This is a genomic window from Floridaenema fluviatile BLCC-F154 (assembly GCF_041929135.1).
In the GTDB taxonomy this organism is placed as follows: Bacteria; Cyanobacteriota; Cyanobacteriia; order Cyanobacteriales; family Aerosakkonemataceae; genus Floridanema; species Floridanema fluviatile.
This window is the reverse complement of sequence record NZ_JBHFNS010000064.1, coordinates 68,737-84,282: the sequence shown is the minus strand read 5'-3', so window position 1 is coordinate 84,282 and position 15,546 is coordinate 68,737. Positions and strand designations below refer to the sequence as shown.

Below are 15,546 nucleotides of genomic sequence, written 5' to 3'. Positions count from 1 at the left end.
CGATCGAGCGAGGATGAATTTATAATGGTACTGAACTGAAAGTTAAAGGTAAGGGTTTACTAATTCCGTAACCTTGAGCATAATTTACTCCCAGTGCTTTCACTTTTTCTAAAATATTGTCATTCTCGACAAATTCAGCTATTGTTTGCAGTCCCATCAGTTGTCCAATATGATTAATAGCTTCTACCATTGCACCTGCTACGCGATCTTTTTCAATGTCTTTGACGAATTCTCCATCTATTTTTAAGTAATCTACTGGCAGATTTTTGAGATAAGCAAATGAAGACATCCCACTACCAAAATCGTCTAAGGCAAAACGGCAACCAAATTGTTTTAATGAATGGATAAATTGGGTAGCTTTACTCAGGTTGATGATAGCTACAGTTTCGGTAATTTCAAAACATATTGTTTCCGGTGGAATGCGATGTAAAATAAACTGTTGATGCAGAAAATCAATAAACTGCTCGTCATTGATACTAGCTCCTGAAAGATTGATAGCGTATAAACAGTTATATTTACTAGTGCTTGATTGGTATAAATGTGGATTCTTGCGGTAAAAAATACTTTGATTAGCAAAGAGTGTACTAATCACCCAGCGATCGATTTTCGGCATTAAGTTGTATCTTTCAGCTGCGGGAATAAAAGCCATTGGTGATACTAATTGACCTTCTTCATCAATTAAACGCAAGAGAACTTCGTAATGTTGGAAGTTATCGTTAAAGGAATTAATTGGTACAATACCTTGACAGTAGAGGCGAAAACGATTTTCTTCAAATGCTTTATTAATCCGCGATACCCACTGCATTTGACCATGCTGTTGTAGCAATTCGCTATCATTTGCTTGGTAGACTTGAATGCGATCGCGTCCTCGATTTTTTGCTGTATAACAAGCAGCATCAGCAGCACTCATTAAAGTAGCTACAGTTTGGCTAGTATCATCAATAGCAGTTAACCCAATACTAATACCAACGCTAAAATTTTTGTCTTCCCAGAGAAAACGGAACTTTTGAATAGTTTCATGTAATGCTTTAGCGACAAGTGTTCCTTGATTTAAAGGACATTGACGTAATAATAAACCAAATTCATCTCCGCCTAAACGCGCCAGTGTGTCTGCAATACGGATTTTAGATTGCAATAATGCAGTAATTTGACGCAGTAATTCATCGCCAGCAACATGACCGCAAGTATCGTTAACTATTTTGAATTGATCGAGATCTAAATAACAAAGTGTGTGCTGTTGATTTTCTAATTTTGCAGTCAATAATGCCTCTTCTAACTGTCGTTCAAATTCATAACGGTTAACTAGTCCTGTTAAAGTATCATGACTTGCTTGCCAAGATAACAAATGTGTCAGTTGCCGTTCGGAAGTAACATCGTGGAATACCAAAATCGCACCGATAGTTTCTCCATTTAGTGTCCGAATTGGCGCTGCTGAGTTGGCAATTGCAAACTCATCTCCACCACGAGCAATTAGAATAGTATGGTTGGCTAAACCGATAGTACAACCTGATTCTAAAACTGTTTCTACCGGATTTTTTACTGGATTACGAGAGCTTTCATTGATAATGTTAAATACTTCAATTAATAACTTTCCTTGAGCTTCCTCAAGCAGCCAACCTGTGAGTCTTTCGGCAACGGGATTAAGAAACTCAATTTTGCCTAAAGCATCAGTTGTAATTACGGCATCTCCGATAGAACATAAGGTAACTTGCGCTTTATCTTTTTCTTCTACAAGTGCTTTTTGAGTTGATTCTAAAGCTAACATTGTTAATTGATGGATTTGCAGTTGCGCTAATAGTAGCTGCTGCATATCCAATAATTTGTAAACGGCGCGATCTGTTTGCTGAAGTTTAACTACTATTGGCTCATAAAGAGTTTCTTTTGGTCGCTTTAAAGCTTTTTTAGCTGCTGTTACGATCGAAGTTTCTTGAGGAATAATTAAAGCTTGGGTGTGAAGATATTTGTAGAAAATATGTATGGGTTTTTTGAAAAATAACTCTACGCTGTAAGGACGGCTCATATACTCGAAAAAGCGCGATCGAGAGATTACTCCAACAAATTCATTGTCCTTGGCAATCACTACACCCGGCAATAAAGTATTATTTGTTAAAATTTTGGCTACTTTATGTGTTGAACATTCAGGACTAACCGCTATCCGATAAAGAGTTAAATCTTGCAATGTAGAGCCAATATTTAGCTTTTCCCGGTTTAGTTCAGGTAGAAATAGTAGCTGTGACTTTAAAGGCAAAATGTTGGGTAAATTCATAATTCTCCGACAACCTCTAACTTATAGATAGATGACAAGACAGTAAATATTTATTTACGAAAAAAGTAAGATGAAATATTGAAGTAAACAGCCAGAGAAGATGTTGTATCTATGTATATCTCTGATGCCATATAACCTAGCATATTTTTTGTACGGGTTCTAAAGGTAACAGCAAACTTCACTTTTTTTCACTAAAAAATTAACTTTTTTATAACTTATAAACTTTATTTTAAGAAAATTAAAAATTTAAATTTAGAATTTTAATTGTCAGAAAACCCCTTCTTAATTTAGGCTTAATCTTGATAGATATCTGTATTGTAAGTCACAAAGAATTCGAGTTTTTTAGCAAACCGCTAAAATGCCAGTCGATCGCCTTAAACCGACTATTAAGCTTGATTCAGCTAATGATAACTAGGATACTAAAGGAGAAGACAAGGTAATAAAATATCGATCGGTAGTTACACTTAAGCTGAAATTCTCTTGACAAATAACCTTACACCTCTCTAGCTGTTTGAAAACGCTTGGGGACAAAGAACGCCAAGATTAAACAAATGATACTGAAAATGAGAGCGATCGCCACAGAGGTTCGCATTGCTTCCACAACAGAAGAGTTAATAATAGGATTCAGAGAAGGTTGAACTGCCGCAGGTAGCTGAGAAAAAAACTCTCTTCTTTCGTCAGTACTATAAGTTTGAATCACCTTTTCCAATACTTGAATTGCGCGACTTCTTTCTGCGGAACTAATAGTTTTGCCTAATTCTATTACTACTTTATCAACAATATTAGCAGAAGCAGTAACAATTAAAACCGAACCCAAAATTCCTCGTCCTAAAGCACTACCCAAATTTTGCAAAGGATTATAAACACCTGTAGCTTCTGCTAATTCTTCACGTCGCACAGTAGAAAATGTAGTCACACCAATTTGTGCTAAAAATAAACCTGAACCCGCACCCATAACTACTAATGCTGGTAAAATATCCAAGGGTTTCATTTGCAGATCGATCGCACTATAAAGTTGCCAAATTCCCACAGCAAACATTGTCAATCCTGCATAAATAATCTGTTTGTGATTAATCCTTCTTACTAACTTAAAAGTTGCATAGACAACTGCAAACAAAGTAGCTAAGGAAAAAGGTAAAACCGCTAAAGCAGTTTGGAAAGGATTTAAATTCAAAACCGCAGGCAAAAATTGATAAAGATTAAACTGAATCCCAGTAGTAATTAATGTATGTATACTTGCCGTAAATAAGCAGATTAAAAACGGTTGGTAACGGAGCAACCCCACCCGCAATAGAGAAGCTTTTCCTTGGTTTGCTTCTTGTCTTTGCCAAGCTGTAAATATACCCAAACAAACGATCCCTGTAGCAATTAATAAAGGAACAATTGAAAGAGAAAACGGCGGAATTACCAAATCTAAAATCTTAAACTCTTGCTTAGCAAACCACCAACCATATTCACCCGCCAAACTCACGCCTAGCAGAGTTAAACCAAACCCTAAAAATGATAATAATCCTCCCACCCAGTCTAACGGTTCGGTTTGAGCTTGTACAGTTCGGGGAACTTTTCGCACTAAAAAAGCAATTAGAGGTATGATTAGTAATTGAGGCATTAATGACCAACGCCATCCGTAATTAGAAGCAATTAAACCTCCTAAAACTGCCCCAGTTAATCCGCCAATAATTGAAGCTACGATTAACGCTAGTTGGCTGTACATTTCTGTTTTTTCACTATGAATTATGCCAATTAATTCTCGTGGTGAACTAATTAGTGGAGTCGCACCTAGTCCACAAATTAAGGAATAAGATATTACAAACATTCCAATACTGGGGCTTAGAGAAGTAGCGATCGTCCCCATACCAAACAATACTAAACCTGACAGGAAAACAGGTTTTCTCCCAAATTGCTTAATTAAATTCTCACAAGTAGGAGCAAAGGAGGCTTTAACTAGTGCTAATAACACTAATGCTGCTTGTACATAGCCCATACTCGAATCTAAATCGCGCACAATTCGTGGCATAATTGCCGGAATAACGCTAACATTAAACGCCACGGTAAAGAGAGTTAAGCACAGTCCTATAGAAGGACTCCACTTGGAAAAGGACGATCGATCTTCTTGAATCATAATCAATGTAAACTTGCCAGTAGAATCAAGCTGTCATTAGTCATTTATTTAATGACTAATCACTGTTAACCAATTATTTTATTTCCAAAAAACTGATAGAGGGAACAGTTAAATTTCTGCTTTGTTGTTTCCTGTTCCCTGTCAAGAAATTTCTGTCTGATTAGACAGCAACTATACCGACTGAGCGCAAAATAAACCAAAGAATTGAGTTAACAATGCTTAATGCGATCGCGCCAATAATCGCACTACCAATTCCCCAACGCAAGCGAAATCCTTCAACTAACCAAGCAGCTAAACCAAAAACAATGATACTGCCGATTAAAGGAATCAAACCTAAACTAAGAATGGCATTTGCGGTTCTAAACCAAGTTGGGAATAGACCCCAAATTCCGCTGAATGCCCCAATAATTGCGCCCGCAATTAAAGCAATCCAGGGATTATCTACTTCAACGCCAGTGGGTAGCTTCGAGATAATTAATAAACTAACCGCAAGCACTACTACCGAAATCAAAAATCCAATCATTAAGCACTCCTTGCTATGAGCAATAAGAATCAATGATGCTAAACATTATTGACAATTTTGGTAACACTTATATCTATACCTTAATTGTCAACGTTTCTTCCAACTTTTTCAGCATGGACATTTCTTCATTACTGATGCCCACGCCGAAAAAACCTCTTTCTCGAACTGCTTCTGCGACTCGGCGAGCGATCGAAAGTATCCAGCTTTTGAATTCCGATGCTTGCATCGATGTTACTTTAGCTGCTAGAATCTTTGCTACTTCATTAAAGTAGTTCAAAGATTGCTGACGACCTTCGGAAGCACTATTCAAATTCTGAAGGTATAATAGCAATTCTGTTTGTTTCTGCAACAATAATGCTTCACCTTCTAAAGATCGCTTAGTGTCAGCTTGATTTAAAGAAGCCACCAATGATTTCACTAAATCATTTGTAATATCTTCCCGTTGCTGTTCTGCAAGCATAATTTCCATACCCACTCGGATTTCTTTAAGAAAAGAAACCGGATCAGTTTTATCAGCCAAAGTCAAAGCTGCTATTGCTTGCCAAGGTGCTTGCATCAGCGTTGACCACTCACTTTCAGTAAAATATTGTTGTGTCATTTTTGAACACCTCAAACTAAAGACTTTGTATTTTGGACAACTAAGGAAAACTAGTTTTAATTATCTCCAAAGTAAAAAACTATCATATCGCCTACCGCTAAGCAATGTCTAGTAAATTTTAGTAGTCTAAGTTTCCCAGGTAAGTATAAGCAAAAAGTATCAGAAAAAAGTAAGGAAAAGATAGAAAAGAAATATTGAGTAAGTTGGTTTTTACAGTCCCAGTCAATATTTACCAAACTCAAAATCAATTAGAAAAATTTTCTTTGCTTGACAAATTACTATTTCGACGTATAGGAAGTTCCAGGGAAAACTCTGTGCCTTCCGCAAATTGAGAACAACAGTTTAAAATTCCACCATGTTTTTTTGTAATAATCTGATAACTAATATAAAGCCCTAAACCAGTACCTTTACCAACAGGTTTAGTAGTAAAAAAGGGATCGAATAATTTTTGCTGCACTTCTTCAGTCATTCCAATTCCATTATCGGTAATCCGAATTAACACCCGGTTGGACGATAATAACTCTGTTTGAATATGAATTGTTGGCAAAGATTTAACTTTGAGTTTTGTAGAAATTTTTTCTTTTTGTTCATTAATTATTTGCCGACTAGGAGCATAATCACCAGAAAATTTACTACTATCATTTATGGCATCTATGGCATTATTCAGTAAATTCATAAATACTTGATTGAGTTGTCCAGCATAGCACTCTATTTTGGGTAAATCACCATATTGTTTGATTACCTGAATTGATTCAGGGCGTTCATCAGTTGCTTTTAAACTATGATCTAAAATTAACAGCGTACTGTCAATTCCTTGGTGAATATCTACAGGCTTCATCTCTGATTCATCTAATCGGGAGAAGTTGCGTAATGATAAGACAATTTCTTCAATGCGTTGAGTTCCCGATCGCATAGAAGTAAGCATTTTGGGTAAATCTGACTTAATAAAATTAAGGTCTATCTCTTCAGATTTAGCTTGCACTTCTCGATGAGTATTCAGATTTAATTTTTGGTAAATTTCAATCAATGATAATAAACTTTCAGTATACTCTTCTAAATAAACCAAATTGCCATAAATGAAGCTAACTGGATTATTAATTTCATGAGCGACTCCAGCTACCAGTTGTCCTAAACTGGACATTTTTTCTGTTTGAACTAGTTGAGCTTGTGTTTGTTTTAGTTCTTGCAATGTTTCTTGCAATTCTTCAGCTTGAATGGTGCGATCGTGCATGAGTTGTTCAACTTTTTCCGCACGCTGCGCCGCAATGAACATATAACTAACTAAACTACTAGTGGCAAGTAAACCTAATCCCAAAGCTAACCAAGCTTGCCAATAATTATCAAAGTTAGCATAATTGGGAGTGGGGACAATTACTAATTTCCATTGGCGATCGCCAACTGTAAGTAATCGGGTACAATTTTGCTCAACCTCACAAAATTGGCTAGTTGTTGTATTAGTAGACCATTCATAGCTAGGTTCCGTAAAAACTTGCCCAGTGCTAGATTGGTAAAAGGCTAAAAACCGCCGATTTATAGGTGCAGACTCATCATAAATAAAAAAGTCAAGATGACGAGTATTAGCGCCTTTGAGCGAAAACTGAATCAAATCTGCGATCGCAAACATCCCCACAGCTAAACCTTGCATACTTTCGCGTCGCTGATTAACAGAACTTTCTAAATTTTCCTGATAAACAGGTACAAAAGCCGCTAATCCCCATTGGTCGTTTTTCAAATTAAGCCGTTGCGTAATGGCAACTTTTCCTGAATTAATTGCTTTTTCCAGAGTTGTTTTCATCTCCGGTTCTGTACTTAAATCTAACCCAACTTTGTTCCGATTTAGCGACAAAGGTTCTATATAAGTTACCGGAAAGTACTCCGCTTTTAATTGCACTGTACTTGACTCACCTGGTAACAATTGTTCTTGAATTTGGAAATTCGCAAATCCTTCTCTAGCAATAATTCTTTCATAACTAGTTCGTTGTGAATTAGAAATTCTACTTACCCAACCTAATGCTAAAGTCTCAGGATAGCGAACTAAAAAAGATTGAGTAAATTTGCGAAATTCTTCTCTTTCAATCTTTTGAGAAGCTTTAAAAAAGCCAGCAATACTTTCTAGAGGTTGAAGTTTAGTTTCAACACCTTGCTCCAAAGCATTTGCTATACTCTGAGTTTGTTCGTGAAGCTGAGATTCTAGGTAGTCTTCATCTGCACCTCGTACAGTGACAAATGCAGTTAAAGACAACACTATGCCCACTAGCAGTGTTAACTTAATAGGTAAGTGACGACTTAACCAAGTTAGTTGCGGCATTATGTAGGTCTTCTCAAATTGTCAAGGACTACTGATTTTTAATTTGAAAAGCACCCTCTATCAATATACACTAACTAAATTTGTCCTCAGCATGATAAACTGCTAATTTTAAATATTAGATTAACAAATAATTATTATTGCTATACGGAATTCAGATGTGAGATTGGTTATAGTTAATACAAACTAGTGCTGTGCGATCGCTTTTCCCACACAGCAGCTACAATTATGCAAAACGTTATTAATATATCAGTTTCGTTGCTAACGAATTAACTCAACTTACTTAGTTTGAAAAATATTTTGTACCATTTTTTTATCAGTACTAGCAGCAGCTTTGTCCAATTCTGCAACTTCATTAACGTCAAGTTGCCAACCCAAAGACCCTAGATTATCCTTTGCTTGTTCCACAGACTTTGCCCCCGGAATCGGAATAGTTCCTTTACAAATACACCAATTAATTGCTACTTGTGACATCGTTTTATTTTTAGTTTCAGCAATCTCTCTTAAACAACCTAAAAGCGATTTAATTCCTGGTAATATTTGGCGAAAAGCTAAACCACGAACTCCTTTAGGCAAACTGGTTTTTTCGGAGTATTTTCCAGTCAACAAACCCAAAGCCAAAGGACTATAAGCAATCAACTTAATTCCCAATTCATCGCAAACATCTTTCAAGCCCAATTCAGTAACAGGATAAGTAGATAACAAAGAGTATTGCACTTGTAAACTAGTAATTGGAATACCTCTTTCCGCAAATCTCTGATGTACCTTCTTCAGCCTTTTAGAGCCATAATTAGATAAGCCAATTCCTTTAACTAATCCTTGTTCATAAAGGTCAGCTAAACCATCTAAAAGCGCCCATTCTTGCCAAGGTAAATAATTAGCCGTAGACCAGTGCATTTGCACCAAATCTACATTTCTTCCTAAACGTTTTGCCGAAGCTTTACCAGCATTAACCATTGATTGACGAGTTAATCTCCAAGGATAAGCAGCTAACTTAGTAGCAATACAAATATTTTCTTGATTGATCCCAGAATATGCTTGAGAGAACTTGCCTAAAAGTGTCTCACTGCGACCATTTAATTTTCCAGTTCCGTAAGAATCTCCCGTATCAAATAAAGTTACACCACTACCAACACAAAGGTTAAAAACTTCTTGCAATTGTTGATCCATGCTAGGATCGTATCCCCAAAGTAGGCGATTTCCCCAAGCCCAAGTTCCACAGCCCATAATTGGAAGAGAGAGTTTTTGATTAGTTTGCATATTGATTCGACATTGCACTTATTTAAAGTTTAACTGCGATCGCACCTGTCGCTACTATATAATAAACTGTTGTGAACTCAATTCGGAAAATCTACTTTTATAACCATGTAATTTCAGTAAATACCCGTGAATTACTATCAACAACATCCTAACGCTTTCTCTCTCAATTACCTCAATGACTTACGAGGAGAAATTCTCGCTTGTCCTTATTTTGCCGTCAACAACCTCAACCGCGACTTCGTTGGTACTAAAGGGTTTTCAGTGGTATTTCATCGCTCAGAAATTCCTGAAGTTGAGCGCAAATTCCCTTTTTTTAAACCATATTTAGACCGAGCATTAGAGCCTTTCTGTAATGCTTTTTATCTAAATCCGTTACTACTTCAGGAAGGTTCGCGTGTCGATCCACATATCGATCGCTCTCTCCGTTCCTACTGCAAAACCATTGAACCGCCAATGTGTGTCAGCGTACTTTACGTGCAAGTACCAGAAAATTTGCAAGGAGGGGAATTAGTTCTAAGAAATCATAAACAACAGGTCGGACAAATTAAACCCCAAGTTAACACATTGGTTTATTTTCAAGGAGACTTAACCCATTCAGTAAATGCGGTAAAAACTCCTGGAACTCGGTTAAGTTTGGTTTGCGAACAGTATAGTTTGAGTGAAAAAGAATTGCGAGATATTCCTGAATTTATAGTAGAATCAAGAGCAATGAAGGTGAAAAAGAGGTAAGCTAAGAAAACCAAAAGATCGGCAATTTAAAATTAGCTTTAATTGAAAAAATAACTTCATTAAACTGGGAAACACTGTTGCTACAAGACTTATGAACTCTTTACGATTACTAACTTTTCTCATGACTCTGTTTGGGTTTTTGCCCAATTTCGTGATCGCCCCAAAAGTAAATTCATCCCCAGACTTAAACTCTACCAAATCAGGAGCGATTTTAGCTGTTGAACCTGCAACTGAGGAAGCATTTTATAATGCAAAAGTGCGCCTACTGGAACAAATCACCCAAGGTTGCCAAGAAACCAAAAAAACCCAAGGTAACATGACTTACCAAATTTGTACTATTAATGGTGAACCTGTGCAAGCTTCAGAAGTGCTGACAGAATTTGGGGATGGTTTAGGATTTTGGTTTGAGAATAAACAAGTAAGAGCAATTCGCTTTTTTCATAATGGCGATCTGGCGATCTTTGATGAAAATGGGCGATTAGAAGCTAGGTTTTATGATGGTAATAAAATGGAAACTAATTTTACCGCAGTGGAGAGAAAAGAATTAGAAGCAACAGCTAAAACTGGGTATCGCCGGATTTTTGAAGTGTTTAAAATTTAGTAATTGTGTGGGGGCGATCGCTCGATCGCTTGAATTATTTCTATTTATTAAAAGCAACTTAGCGAGAATCTTCATCTACCTGAGTGGGAACATCAAAAAAATTAAGGCGATTGAGAAAAGTAATAGTAGCTATAGCTAAAATTGCTCCCAAACTAACACCAATAGCAATCAGAATTAAGGTGAAACGTTTGACACTTTTTTTCGCTGCTTTTAAATCTGTACTTTGGCTAGTAGTTGGTTCTACTTCTTGATTAGTAGGTGGTGTACTGTTACTTATATCACCTAAGCCGTTAGATTCATCTGAGTTGGAGTTATTAAATGGATGCTGGTTCATAGTTTTGTTTTGTGCGATCGCTCTCCCCAATCTTACAGTAAAACTATTCACGCTTCCTATAGTAGAACTGAGAATCATTAAATGTTAAAAACCTGACAAAGTTCGGCAACAGATTTCATCGGTAGATAAAGTTTCATTGGCTCTTGTTTGAACGGTTGAAAACTATATTTTTGATAGAACTTTGCGGCTCTCTCATTTAGAGCTTCTGCTATTACTGCTAAAGAAGCCACTTGTTCAGTTGCCAAGAGTGCTTTTTTCAAGGCATCGATGAGAATTAACTCACCTAAATGTTGATTTTGCTGAGTGCGATCGACAGCCAAACAACCAAGCAAAGTAGCAGGAAGCAACGGATAACGAGGCAAATTTTTAGCGAAAGATTCGCTCAGTTCTGTTAATGCGATCGTGTAGGAAGAAAGAGTGTAATAAGCAATAACATCTGTATTCGGAGAATCAACTAAAACAAACACCATTGCCACTCTCTTTTTGAGATCCTGAGAAGCTTGTTTACGGATGTAATTATCAAGGGTTTCTTCCCCGCAAGAGAAATTTGAGCGATTATGTTTGCGGCTATCAAGTAGTTCGATCGTTAGTGCCATTTTCTATTACTTGTTTATAACGCAAAGCCGCTGTTTTCAATGCTTCATTAGGCGACGGAGGATTGAGCAAAGCATTTACAAAAGCCTCGCTATCTTCCAAGTTAAGCTTGAGAGTTTGGTGCTGTTCAATCACTTTAGAAGCTGCTGCTTGAACGCTGGCGATGACAAAATCTGTCAAGGTAAGTCCTTCTAAATCAGCCGCTTTTTGCCAAATAGCTTTGATTTCTGGGCTGACACGCGCTTCTAATCTGGCTGATTGCGATCGGCTGGCTCTTGGCATGGCGAACTAATGGTAATAGTTTTCTTTATTGTACGGCAGAATGCCGTATTTGATTGGGATGGTGGGAAGCCATTTTAGCCAAGGGAGATCGATCGTACTGTCGCAGCAAATCAGCTGGATCGTTGTAAATTGCGATCGCACCAGACAATTCCTCATCACTAAAACCACCAGTGCGAAAAGCAATCACTCCTACACCCGTTTTTCCAGCTGATTCAATATCATAGGGTGTATCAGCCAACATTACCGTTTTATCAGCATCTAAATCAGCTTTCTGCAAAGCAACTTGTACAATATCAGGTGCAGGTTTTGAATTTTCCGCATCGCTAGAAGTTGTATGTTCGGAAATTAAATCTTCTACACGGGCAATTTTTAATAAAACATCCATTTCTTCCGAAGTAGATGAACTGGCAATAATTAAACGTAAGCCAGCATCTTTCATTTCTTGCACCAATTCTCGCGAACCATTTGTGGCAACTATCTCAGAAGAAAACTTATTAATAATCAGTTCCTTACGGCGATTAGAAATTTGTTTGCCAACTCCTTCATCAGCATTAAGTTCTGGCACAATTTTAGGAATTAATTTATCGCCACCCATACCCATTAAAGGGCGCACTTCTGCAAATTTTATTTCATATCCATAATCAGCAAATGCTTCTACCCAAGCTTGTGCATGAGCATCATTACTGAAAATAAGAGTGCCGTCTACATCTATAATTACACCCTCTAACGGCATAATTCTCTCCTTTAATTTAATGGTTAAATTCAGTTTACCAAATGCTAGTTAATCAGAAGGTTCTTCGATTTGAGCCGGAGCTTCAAAGAAGTTATAGCGACTGAGAAAAGTAATAACACCTATAGCTAAAATCACTCCCAAAGTTACACCAACAACAACTAACTTTAAGGTAAAACGTTTCACACTTTTTTTCGCTGATTTTACATCTTTACCTTCAGTAGTTGTTGGCTCTACTTCTTGACTAGTAGATTGGGGATTGTTAGTTAAGTTGCTCAAGTTATTAGGATCTTGAGGCTCGGAATTATTAAATGGATGCTGGTTCATAATTTTATTTTGAGTAAGATTAGAGCAAACATCATCTGTCTAGAGGCGCATCACAGATAAGTTTAATTGAAAGAAAGAGCATAATATCCATTTCTAAATTAAACTTGGTAAAGTATTAGCTTCAAACCAATACTCAATTAAAAGTTGAATAGTCCGCATCAATTTGTTAAGATTAATCGGTTTAATAATATAGCTGTTAACTCCTTGCTGATAACAACTTTCCACATCTTTAGGGTTAGAAGATGTAGTAAAGATAACCACAGGAATCATATTGAGGTCGGTATCTTGTTTAATTTGAGCTAATACATCTCGTCCATCCATACCTGGTAAATTCAAATCTAGTAAAATTATTGACGGACGAGGCGCTTGCTCTGGGTCTGTATACTCACCTCTGTGATAAAGAAAATCTAAGGCTTCATCCCCGTCTGAGCAACGGTAAATCGCTTGACTTACTGATAATTTGCGTACTATACGTTCAAACGCGAAAAAATCTTCATCGCTATCTTCAACAATTAAAAAATTTTGGTTTGTTGTGGCATTCATAAGTTGAGATCGATTTTAACTTTTAGCGAGCGATCGGCTTACCTTGGCAAAGTAAAGTAAAAAGTACTGCCTTCACCAAAGATAGATTCTACCCAAATTTTACCTCCATGTCGCTCAACTATTTTTTTGGCAATAGTTAAACCTGCGCCTGTCCCACCACCGTACTTCTTTGGTCCATGTAGACGCTTGAAAATCCGAAAGATATTTTCGAGGTGATATTCACGAATTCCGATGCCATTGTCGCGCACATAAAAAACCATTTCCTTTTCTGATAAGTATTTCTCACTATAATCATCTCGCTCCGTGATATCTAAAAAGCCAACTTCGATCGATTTTTCAGTGCGATCGTTATATTTAATCGCATTACTAAAAAGATTACTAAAAACTTCGCTCATTTGAATGCGATCGCATCTAACCTTTGGTAGATATCGAGGTATGCGAATCTCTATATTGGACATTGGCAAGCTCAAACGCAACACATCAATTACATTTTTTACTAAATCATTCAAATCCGTTTCTTGCCAAGCTAATTCTATTCTTCCCAGTCGCGAGAAATGTAGCAAAGAATCGATCAAATCTTCCATCCGCTGTGTCAAACGGACTAAAGTTTCTAATTTAGAAATGCCATCTTCATTTAAAACCGCAGCATAATCTTCAATTAAGAAACTTGCATAATTATGAATTCCTCGCAATGGTTCTTTTAAATCATGAGAGGCAATATAAGCAAAAGCATCTAATTCATTATTGCTCCTTTCTAACTCGACATTAATCTTCGCCAATTCATCAGCACGGCGTAAAACAATTCCCACAATAGCACTACGCAATTCTAAAACTACTTCAATTTCGCAAGGTTTCCAAGGCAAAGATTTACCCTTTACTGTTTCTTGCCAAAGAGCGAAAGATTTTCGGGGAGAAAGATGCAATTCCTCATCTTCTGTTACTTCTACAGGTTTGTTAGGATTACCACCCCAGTTGACAGTTTGAATTACTTCAGGACGAAACCACAAGATATAATTCCGATTCACTTTCGAGATTGCTAAAGCAATTACTCCGCTAACAATTTGCTGATACTTTTCAGCTTCTGGATATTCTTTAGACAACTTATTAGTATAAAATAAGTTGCCTTCTATTTTGGTTTCAATCCATTCCAGTAAGTTTTCTAAATCTGTAATTTCAGGCGTTTGACCAATCAGTTGATACTGATTATTTTCACAAATTGCAACTCCTTGAGAACTAGTTATAGCTAACAAATCTGCTTCTGACTTAGTTAAACTTTTTCCCAGATCGTTAGTTTGGGGAATTGATTCTACAAATCTACCTAAAATCGCTTTTAATTGCATTTTGTAATCTAAATCTTCGTTAGCTTCTTTTGCTATCAATTCCCCAGATACAACCTGACCTAAAAATTCGCAAGCAGTTCGGATTTGGTAACTGAGATGTTTGGTGGATGAGTGATGACAAGCAATTAAGCCCCAAAGCTTTTTGTTTTTAATTAATGAAATTGACATTGAGGCAATAACGCCCATATTATGAAGGTATTGGATATGAATTGGTGATACGCTGCGAAGAATAGTGAGGCTTAAATCTGTAGGGGAATTAGTCAGGGGATTTAGCAGAGGAATTAAAGGAACAGGTTGATAGTTAGCATTGGGAATTAACCGCAACCAATTGGAAGTGTAAAGTTGTTTGGCTTGTTTGGGAATGTCGGAGGCAGGATAGTGTAAACCTAGAAAAGGTGTGGAATTTTCTCCGGTAGCTTCAGCAATTACGGTTCCTGCGCCTGCTTCGTCAAGTTGATAGACCATTACCCGATCGAACCCGGTAATTTTCTGCACTTCCGTAACAACAATATTACACATTTCTGATAATCTTGATGTATTTTGTAATTTGCTAATTGTTCCCCGAACTAAATGATAAAATCCAAAAAAACTAGGATTTTCTTTACTTTTCGTTGGTTCTAATTCCAAAAACAAAACGCTATCAAAACGGTGAACTATTCCATCAAAAATGAAAAATTTACTTTTCTTCTTAAAGGTTAATTTCAAGGGGTTGATGTGTTCAAAATCTGATTCTAGGCATTTCTTTATCGCCTCCATTTGCTTTGGTATGAGTAAGTCTTCTAAGTAAGTGTTTAATAATTTTTCTGGTTGTTTACCAATAAATTCTCTGGTATTTCCACTGACTTGAATTATTTTTAATTCTGGTTCTTTTAAAACCAATAGAAAACCATGAGGTTGAATGGAACCAGGAATGTGTATTGGTTCGCGATCGCAATTAGTTAGATCAACTATTTTGGAAGTAATTACCGGATTATTAGTCATTTTTTAATTAA

The 15,546-nt window shown here is 36.7% G+C and carries 15 protein-coding genes; 2 read left to right on the top strand and 13 right to left on the bottom strand.

The annotated features are described in order from the left end of the window. Positions 1-19: 19 nt before the first annotated feature. From ACE1B6_RS16685 to ACE1B6_RS16660, 6 genes are all read right to left on the bottom strand, one after another. On the bottom strand, positions 20-2,266 hold the full coding sequence (locus ACE1B6_RS16685; protein WP_413258380.1) for an EAL domain-containing protein: 2,247 nt from the start codon (positions 2,264-2,266) through the stop codon (positions 20-22). Between the two features lie 493 nt (positions 2,267-2,759). Next, entirely contained in the window at positions 2,760-4,388 is a 1,629-nt protein-coding gene (locus tag ACE1B6_RS16680) for an MFS transporter (RefSeq protein ID WP_413258379.1), read from the bottom strand. Positions 4,389-4,548: 160 nt separating this feature from the next. Continuing rightward, complete coding sequence (locus tag ACE1B6_RS16675; protein WP_413258378.1) at positions 4,549-4,911, bottom strand: phage holin family protein; 363 nt, start codon at positions 4,909-4,911, stop codon at positions 4,549-4,551. Positions 4,912-4,984: 73 nt separating this feature from the next. After that, positions 4,985-5,509, bottom strand: coding sequence for a hypothetical protein (locus tag ACE1B6_RS16670; protein WP_413258377.1), 525 nt, complete (start codon positions 5,507-5,509; stop codon positions 4,985-4,987). Positions 5,510-5,753: 244 nt separating this feature from the next. Beyond that, entirely contained in the window at positions 5,754-7,817 is a 2,064-nt protein-coding gene (locus tag ACE1B6_RS16665) for a CHASE domain-containing protein (RefSeq protein WP_413258376.1), read from the bottom strand. Between the two features lie 276 nt (positions 7,818-8,093). Then, positions 8,094-9,074 (bottom strand): aldo/keto reductase, encoded by a 981-nt coding sequence (locus tag ACE1B6_RS16660; RefSeq protein WP_413258375.1) that lies wholly within the window; start codon positions 9,072-9,074, stop codon positions 8,094-8,096. A gap of 126 nt (positions 9,075-9,200) precedes the next feature. Between ACE1B6_RS16660 and ACE1B6_RS16655 the strand changes: the two genes are divergently transcribed. Together ACE1B6_RS16655 and ACE1B6_RS16650 are read left to right on the top strand one after the other, a co-directional pair. Continuing rightward, positions 9,201-9,803: a 2OG-Fe(II) oxygenase gene (locus tag ACE1B6_RS16655; RefSeq protein ID WP_413258374.1), complete on the top strand. Its 603-nt coding sequence runs from the start codon at positions 9,201-9,203 to the stop codon at positions 9,801-9,803. 91 nt (positions 9,804-9,894) lie between these two features. Beyond that, the gene (locus ACE1B6_RS16650) at positions 9,895-10,404 is read left to right on the top strand and encodes a hypothetical protein (RefSeq protein ID WP_413258373.1); all 510 of its coding nucleotides are present in this window, start codon (positions 9,895-9,897) and stop codon (positions 10,402-10,404) included. A 58-nt stretch (positions 10,405-10,462) separates the two neighbouring features. Here ACE1B6_RS16650 and ACE1B6_RS16645 read toward each other — a convergent pair whose 3' ends face one another. From ACE1B6_RS16645 to ACE1B6_RS16615, 7 genes are all read right to left on the bottom strand, one after another. After that, a complete protein-coding gene (locus ACE1B6_RS16645) occupies positions 10,463-10,816 on the bottom strand; it encodes a hypothetical protein (protein WP_413258372.1) in 354 nt (117 codons plus the stop codon). Continuing rightward, entirely contained in the window at positions 10,816-11,334 is a 519-nt protein-coding gene (locus tag ACE1B6_RS16640) for an N-acetyltransferase (protein WP_413258371.1), read from the bottom strand. Before ACE1B6_RS16640 ends, ACE1B6_RS16645 begins: the two co-directional genes overlap by 1 nt. Next, on the bottom strand, positions 11,309-11,614 hold the full coding sequence (locus ACE1B6_RS16635) for a type II toxin-antitoxin system TacA family antitoxin (protein ID WP_413258370.1): 306 nt from the start codon (positions 11,612-11,614) through the stop codon (positions 11,309-11,311). Before ACE1B6_RS16635 ends, ACE1B6_RS16640 begins: the two co-directional genes overlap by 26 nt. Before the next feature lie 25 nt (positions 11,615-11,639). After that, positions 11,640-12,347, bottom strand: coding sequence for an HAD family hydrolase (locus ACE1B6_RS16630; protein ID WP_413258369.1), 708 nt, complete (start codon positions 12,345-12,347; stop codon positions 11,640-11,642). Positions 12,348-12,395: 48 nt separating this feature from the next. Next, entirely contained in the window at positions 12,396-12,671 is a 276-nt protein-coding gene (locus ACE1B6_RS16625; protein WP_413258368.1) for a hypothetical protein, read from the bottom strand. A gap of 93 nt (positions 12,672-12,764) precedes the next feature. Next, positions 12,765-13,214 carry a response regulator gene (locus ACE1B6_RS16620; protein WP_413258367.1) on the bottom strand — a complete coding sequence of 150 codons (450 nt, stop codon included), beginning with the start codon at positions 13,212-13,214 and terminating at the stop codon, positions 12,765-12,767. A gap of 38 nt (positions 13,215-13,252) precedes the next feature. Next, positions 13,253-15,535: an ATP-binding protein gene (locus ACE1B6_RS16615; RefSeq protein ID WP_413258366.1), complete on the bottom strand. Its 2,283-nt coding sequence runs from the start codon at positions 15,533-15,535 to the stop codon at positions 13,253-13,255. Positions 15,536-15,546: the final 11 nt, after the last annotated feature.

Coding starts and splice junctions, on each gene's coding strand:
- ACE1B6_RS16625 (WP_413258368.1), bottom strand. CDS start 12,671: ATGAACCAGCATCCATTTAATAATTCCGAGCCTCAAGATCCTAATAAC.
- ACE1B6_RS16620 (WP_413258367.1), bottom strand. CDS start 13,214: ATGAATGCCACAACAAACCAAAATTTTTTAATTGTTGAAGATAGCGAT.
- ACE1B6_RS16645 (WP_413258372.1), bottom strand. CDS start 10,816: ATGATTCTCAGTTCTACTATAGGAAGCGTGAATAGTTTTACTGTAAGA.
- ACE1B6_RS16665 (WP_413258376.1), bottom strand. CDS start 7,817: ATGCCGCAACTAACTTGGTTAAGTCGTCACTTACCTATTAAGTTAACA.
- ACE1B6_RS16615 (WP_413258366.1), bottom strand. CDS start 15,535: ATGACTAATAATCCGGTAATTACTTCCAAAATAGTTGATCTAACTAAT.
- ACE1B6_RS16685 (WP_413258380.1), bottom strand. CDS start 2,266: ATGAATTTACCCAACATTTTGCCTTTAAAGTCACAGCTACTATTTCTA.
- ACE1B6_RS16670 (WP_413258377.1), bottom strand. CDS start 5,509: ATGACACAACAATATTTTACTGAAAGTGAGTGGTCAACGCTGATGCAA.
- ACE1B6_RS16675 (WP_413258378.1), bottom strand. CDS start 4,911: ATGATTGGATTTTTGATTTCGGTAGTAGTGCTTGCGGTTAGTTTATTA.
- ACE1B6_RS16630 (WP_413258369.1), bottom strand. CDS start 12,347: ATGCCGTTAGAGGGTGTAATTATAGATGTAGACGGCACTCTTATTTTC.
- ACE1B6_RS16660 (WP_413258375.1), bottom strand. CDS start 9,074: ATGCAAACTAATCAAAAACTCTCTCTTCCAATTATGGGCTGTGGAACT.
- ACE1B6_RS16640 (WP_413258371.1), bottom strand. CDS start 11,334: ATGGCACTAACGATCGAACTACTTGATAGCCGCAAACATAATCGCTCA.
- ACE1B6_RS16680 (WP_413258379.1), bottom strand. CDS start 4,388: ATGATTCAAGAAGATCGATCGTCCTTTTCCAAGTGGAGTCCTTCTATA.
- ACE1B6_RS16635 (WP_413258370.1), bottom strand. CDS start 11,614: ATGCCAAGAGCCAGCCGATCGCAATCAGCCAGATTAGAAGCGCGTGTC.
- ACE1B6_RS16650 (WP_413258373.1), top strand. CDS start 9,895: ATGAACTCTTTACGATTACTAACTTTTCTCATGACTCTGTTTGGGTTT.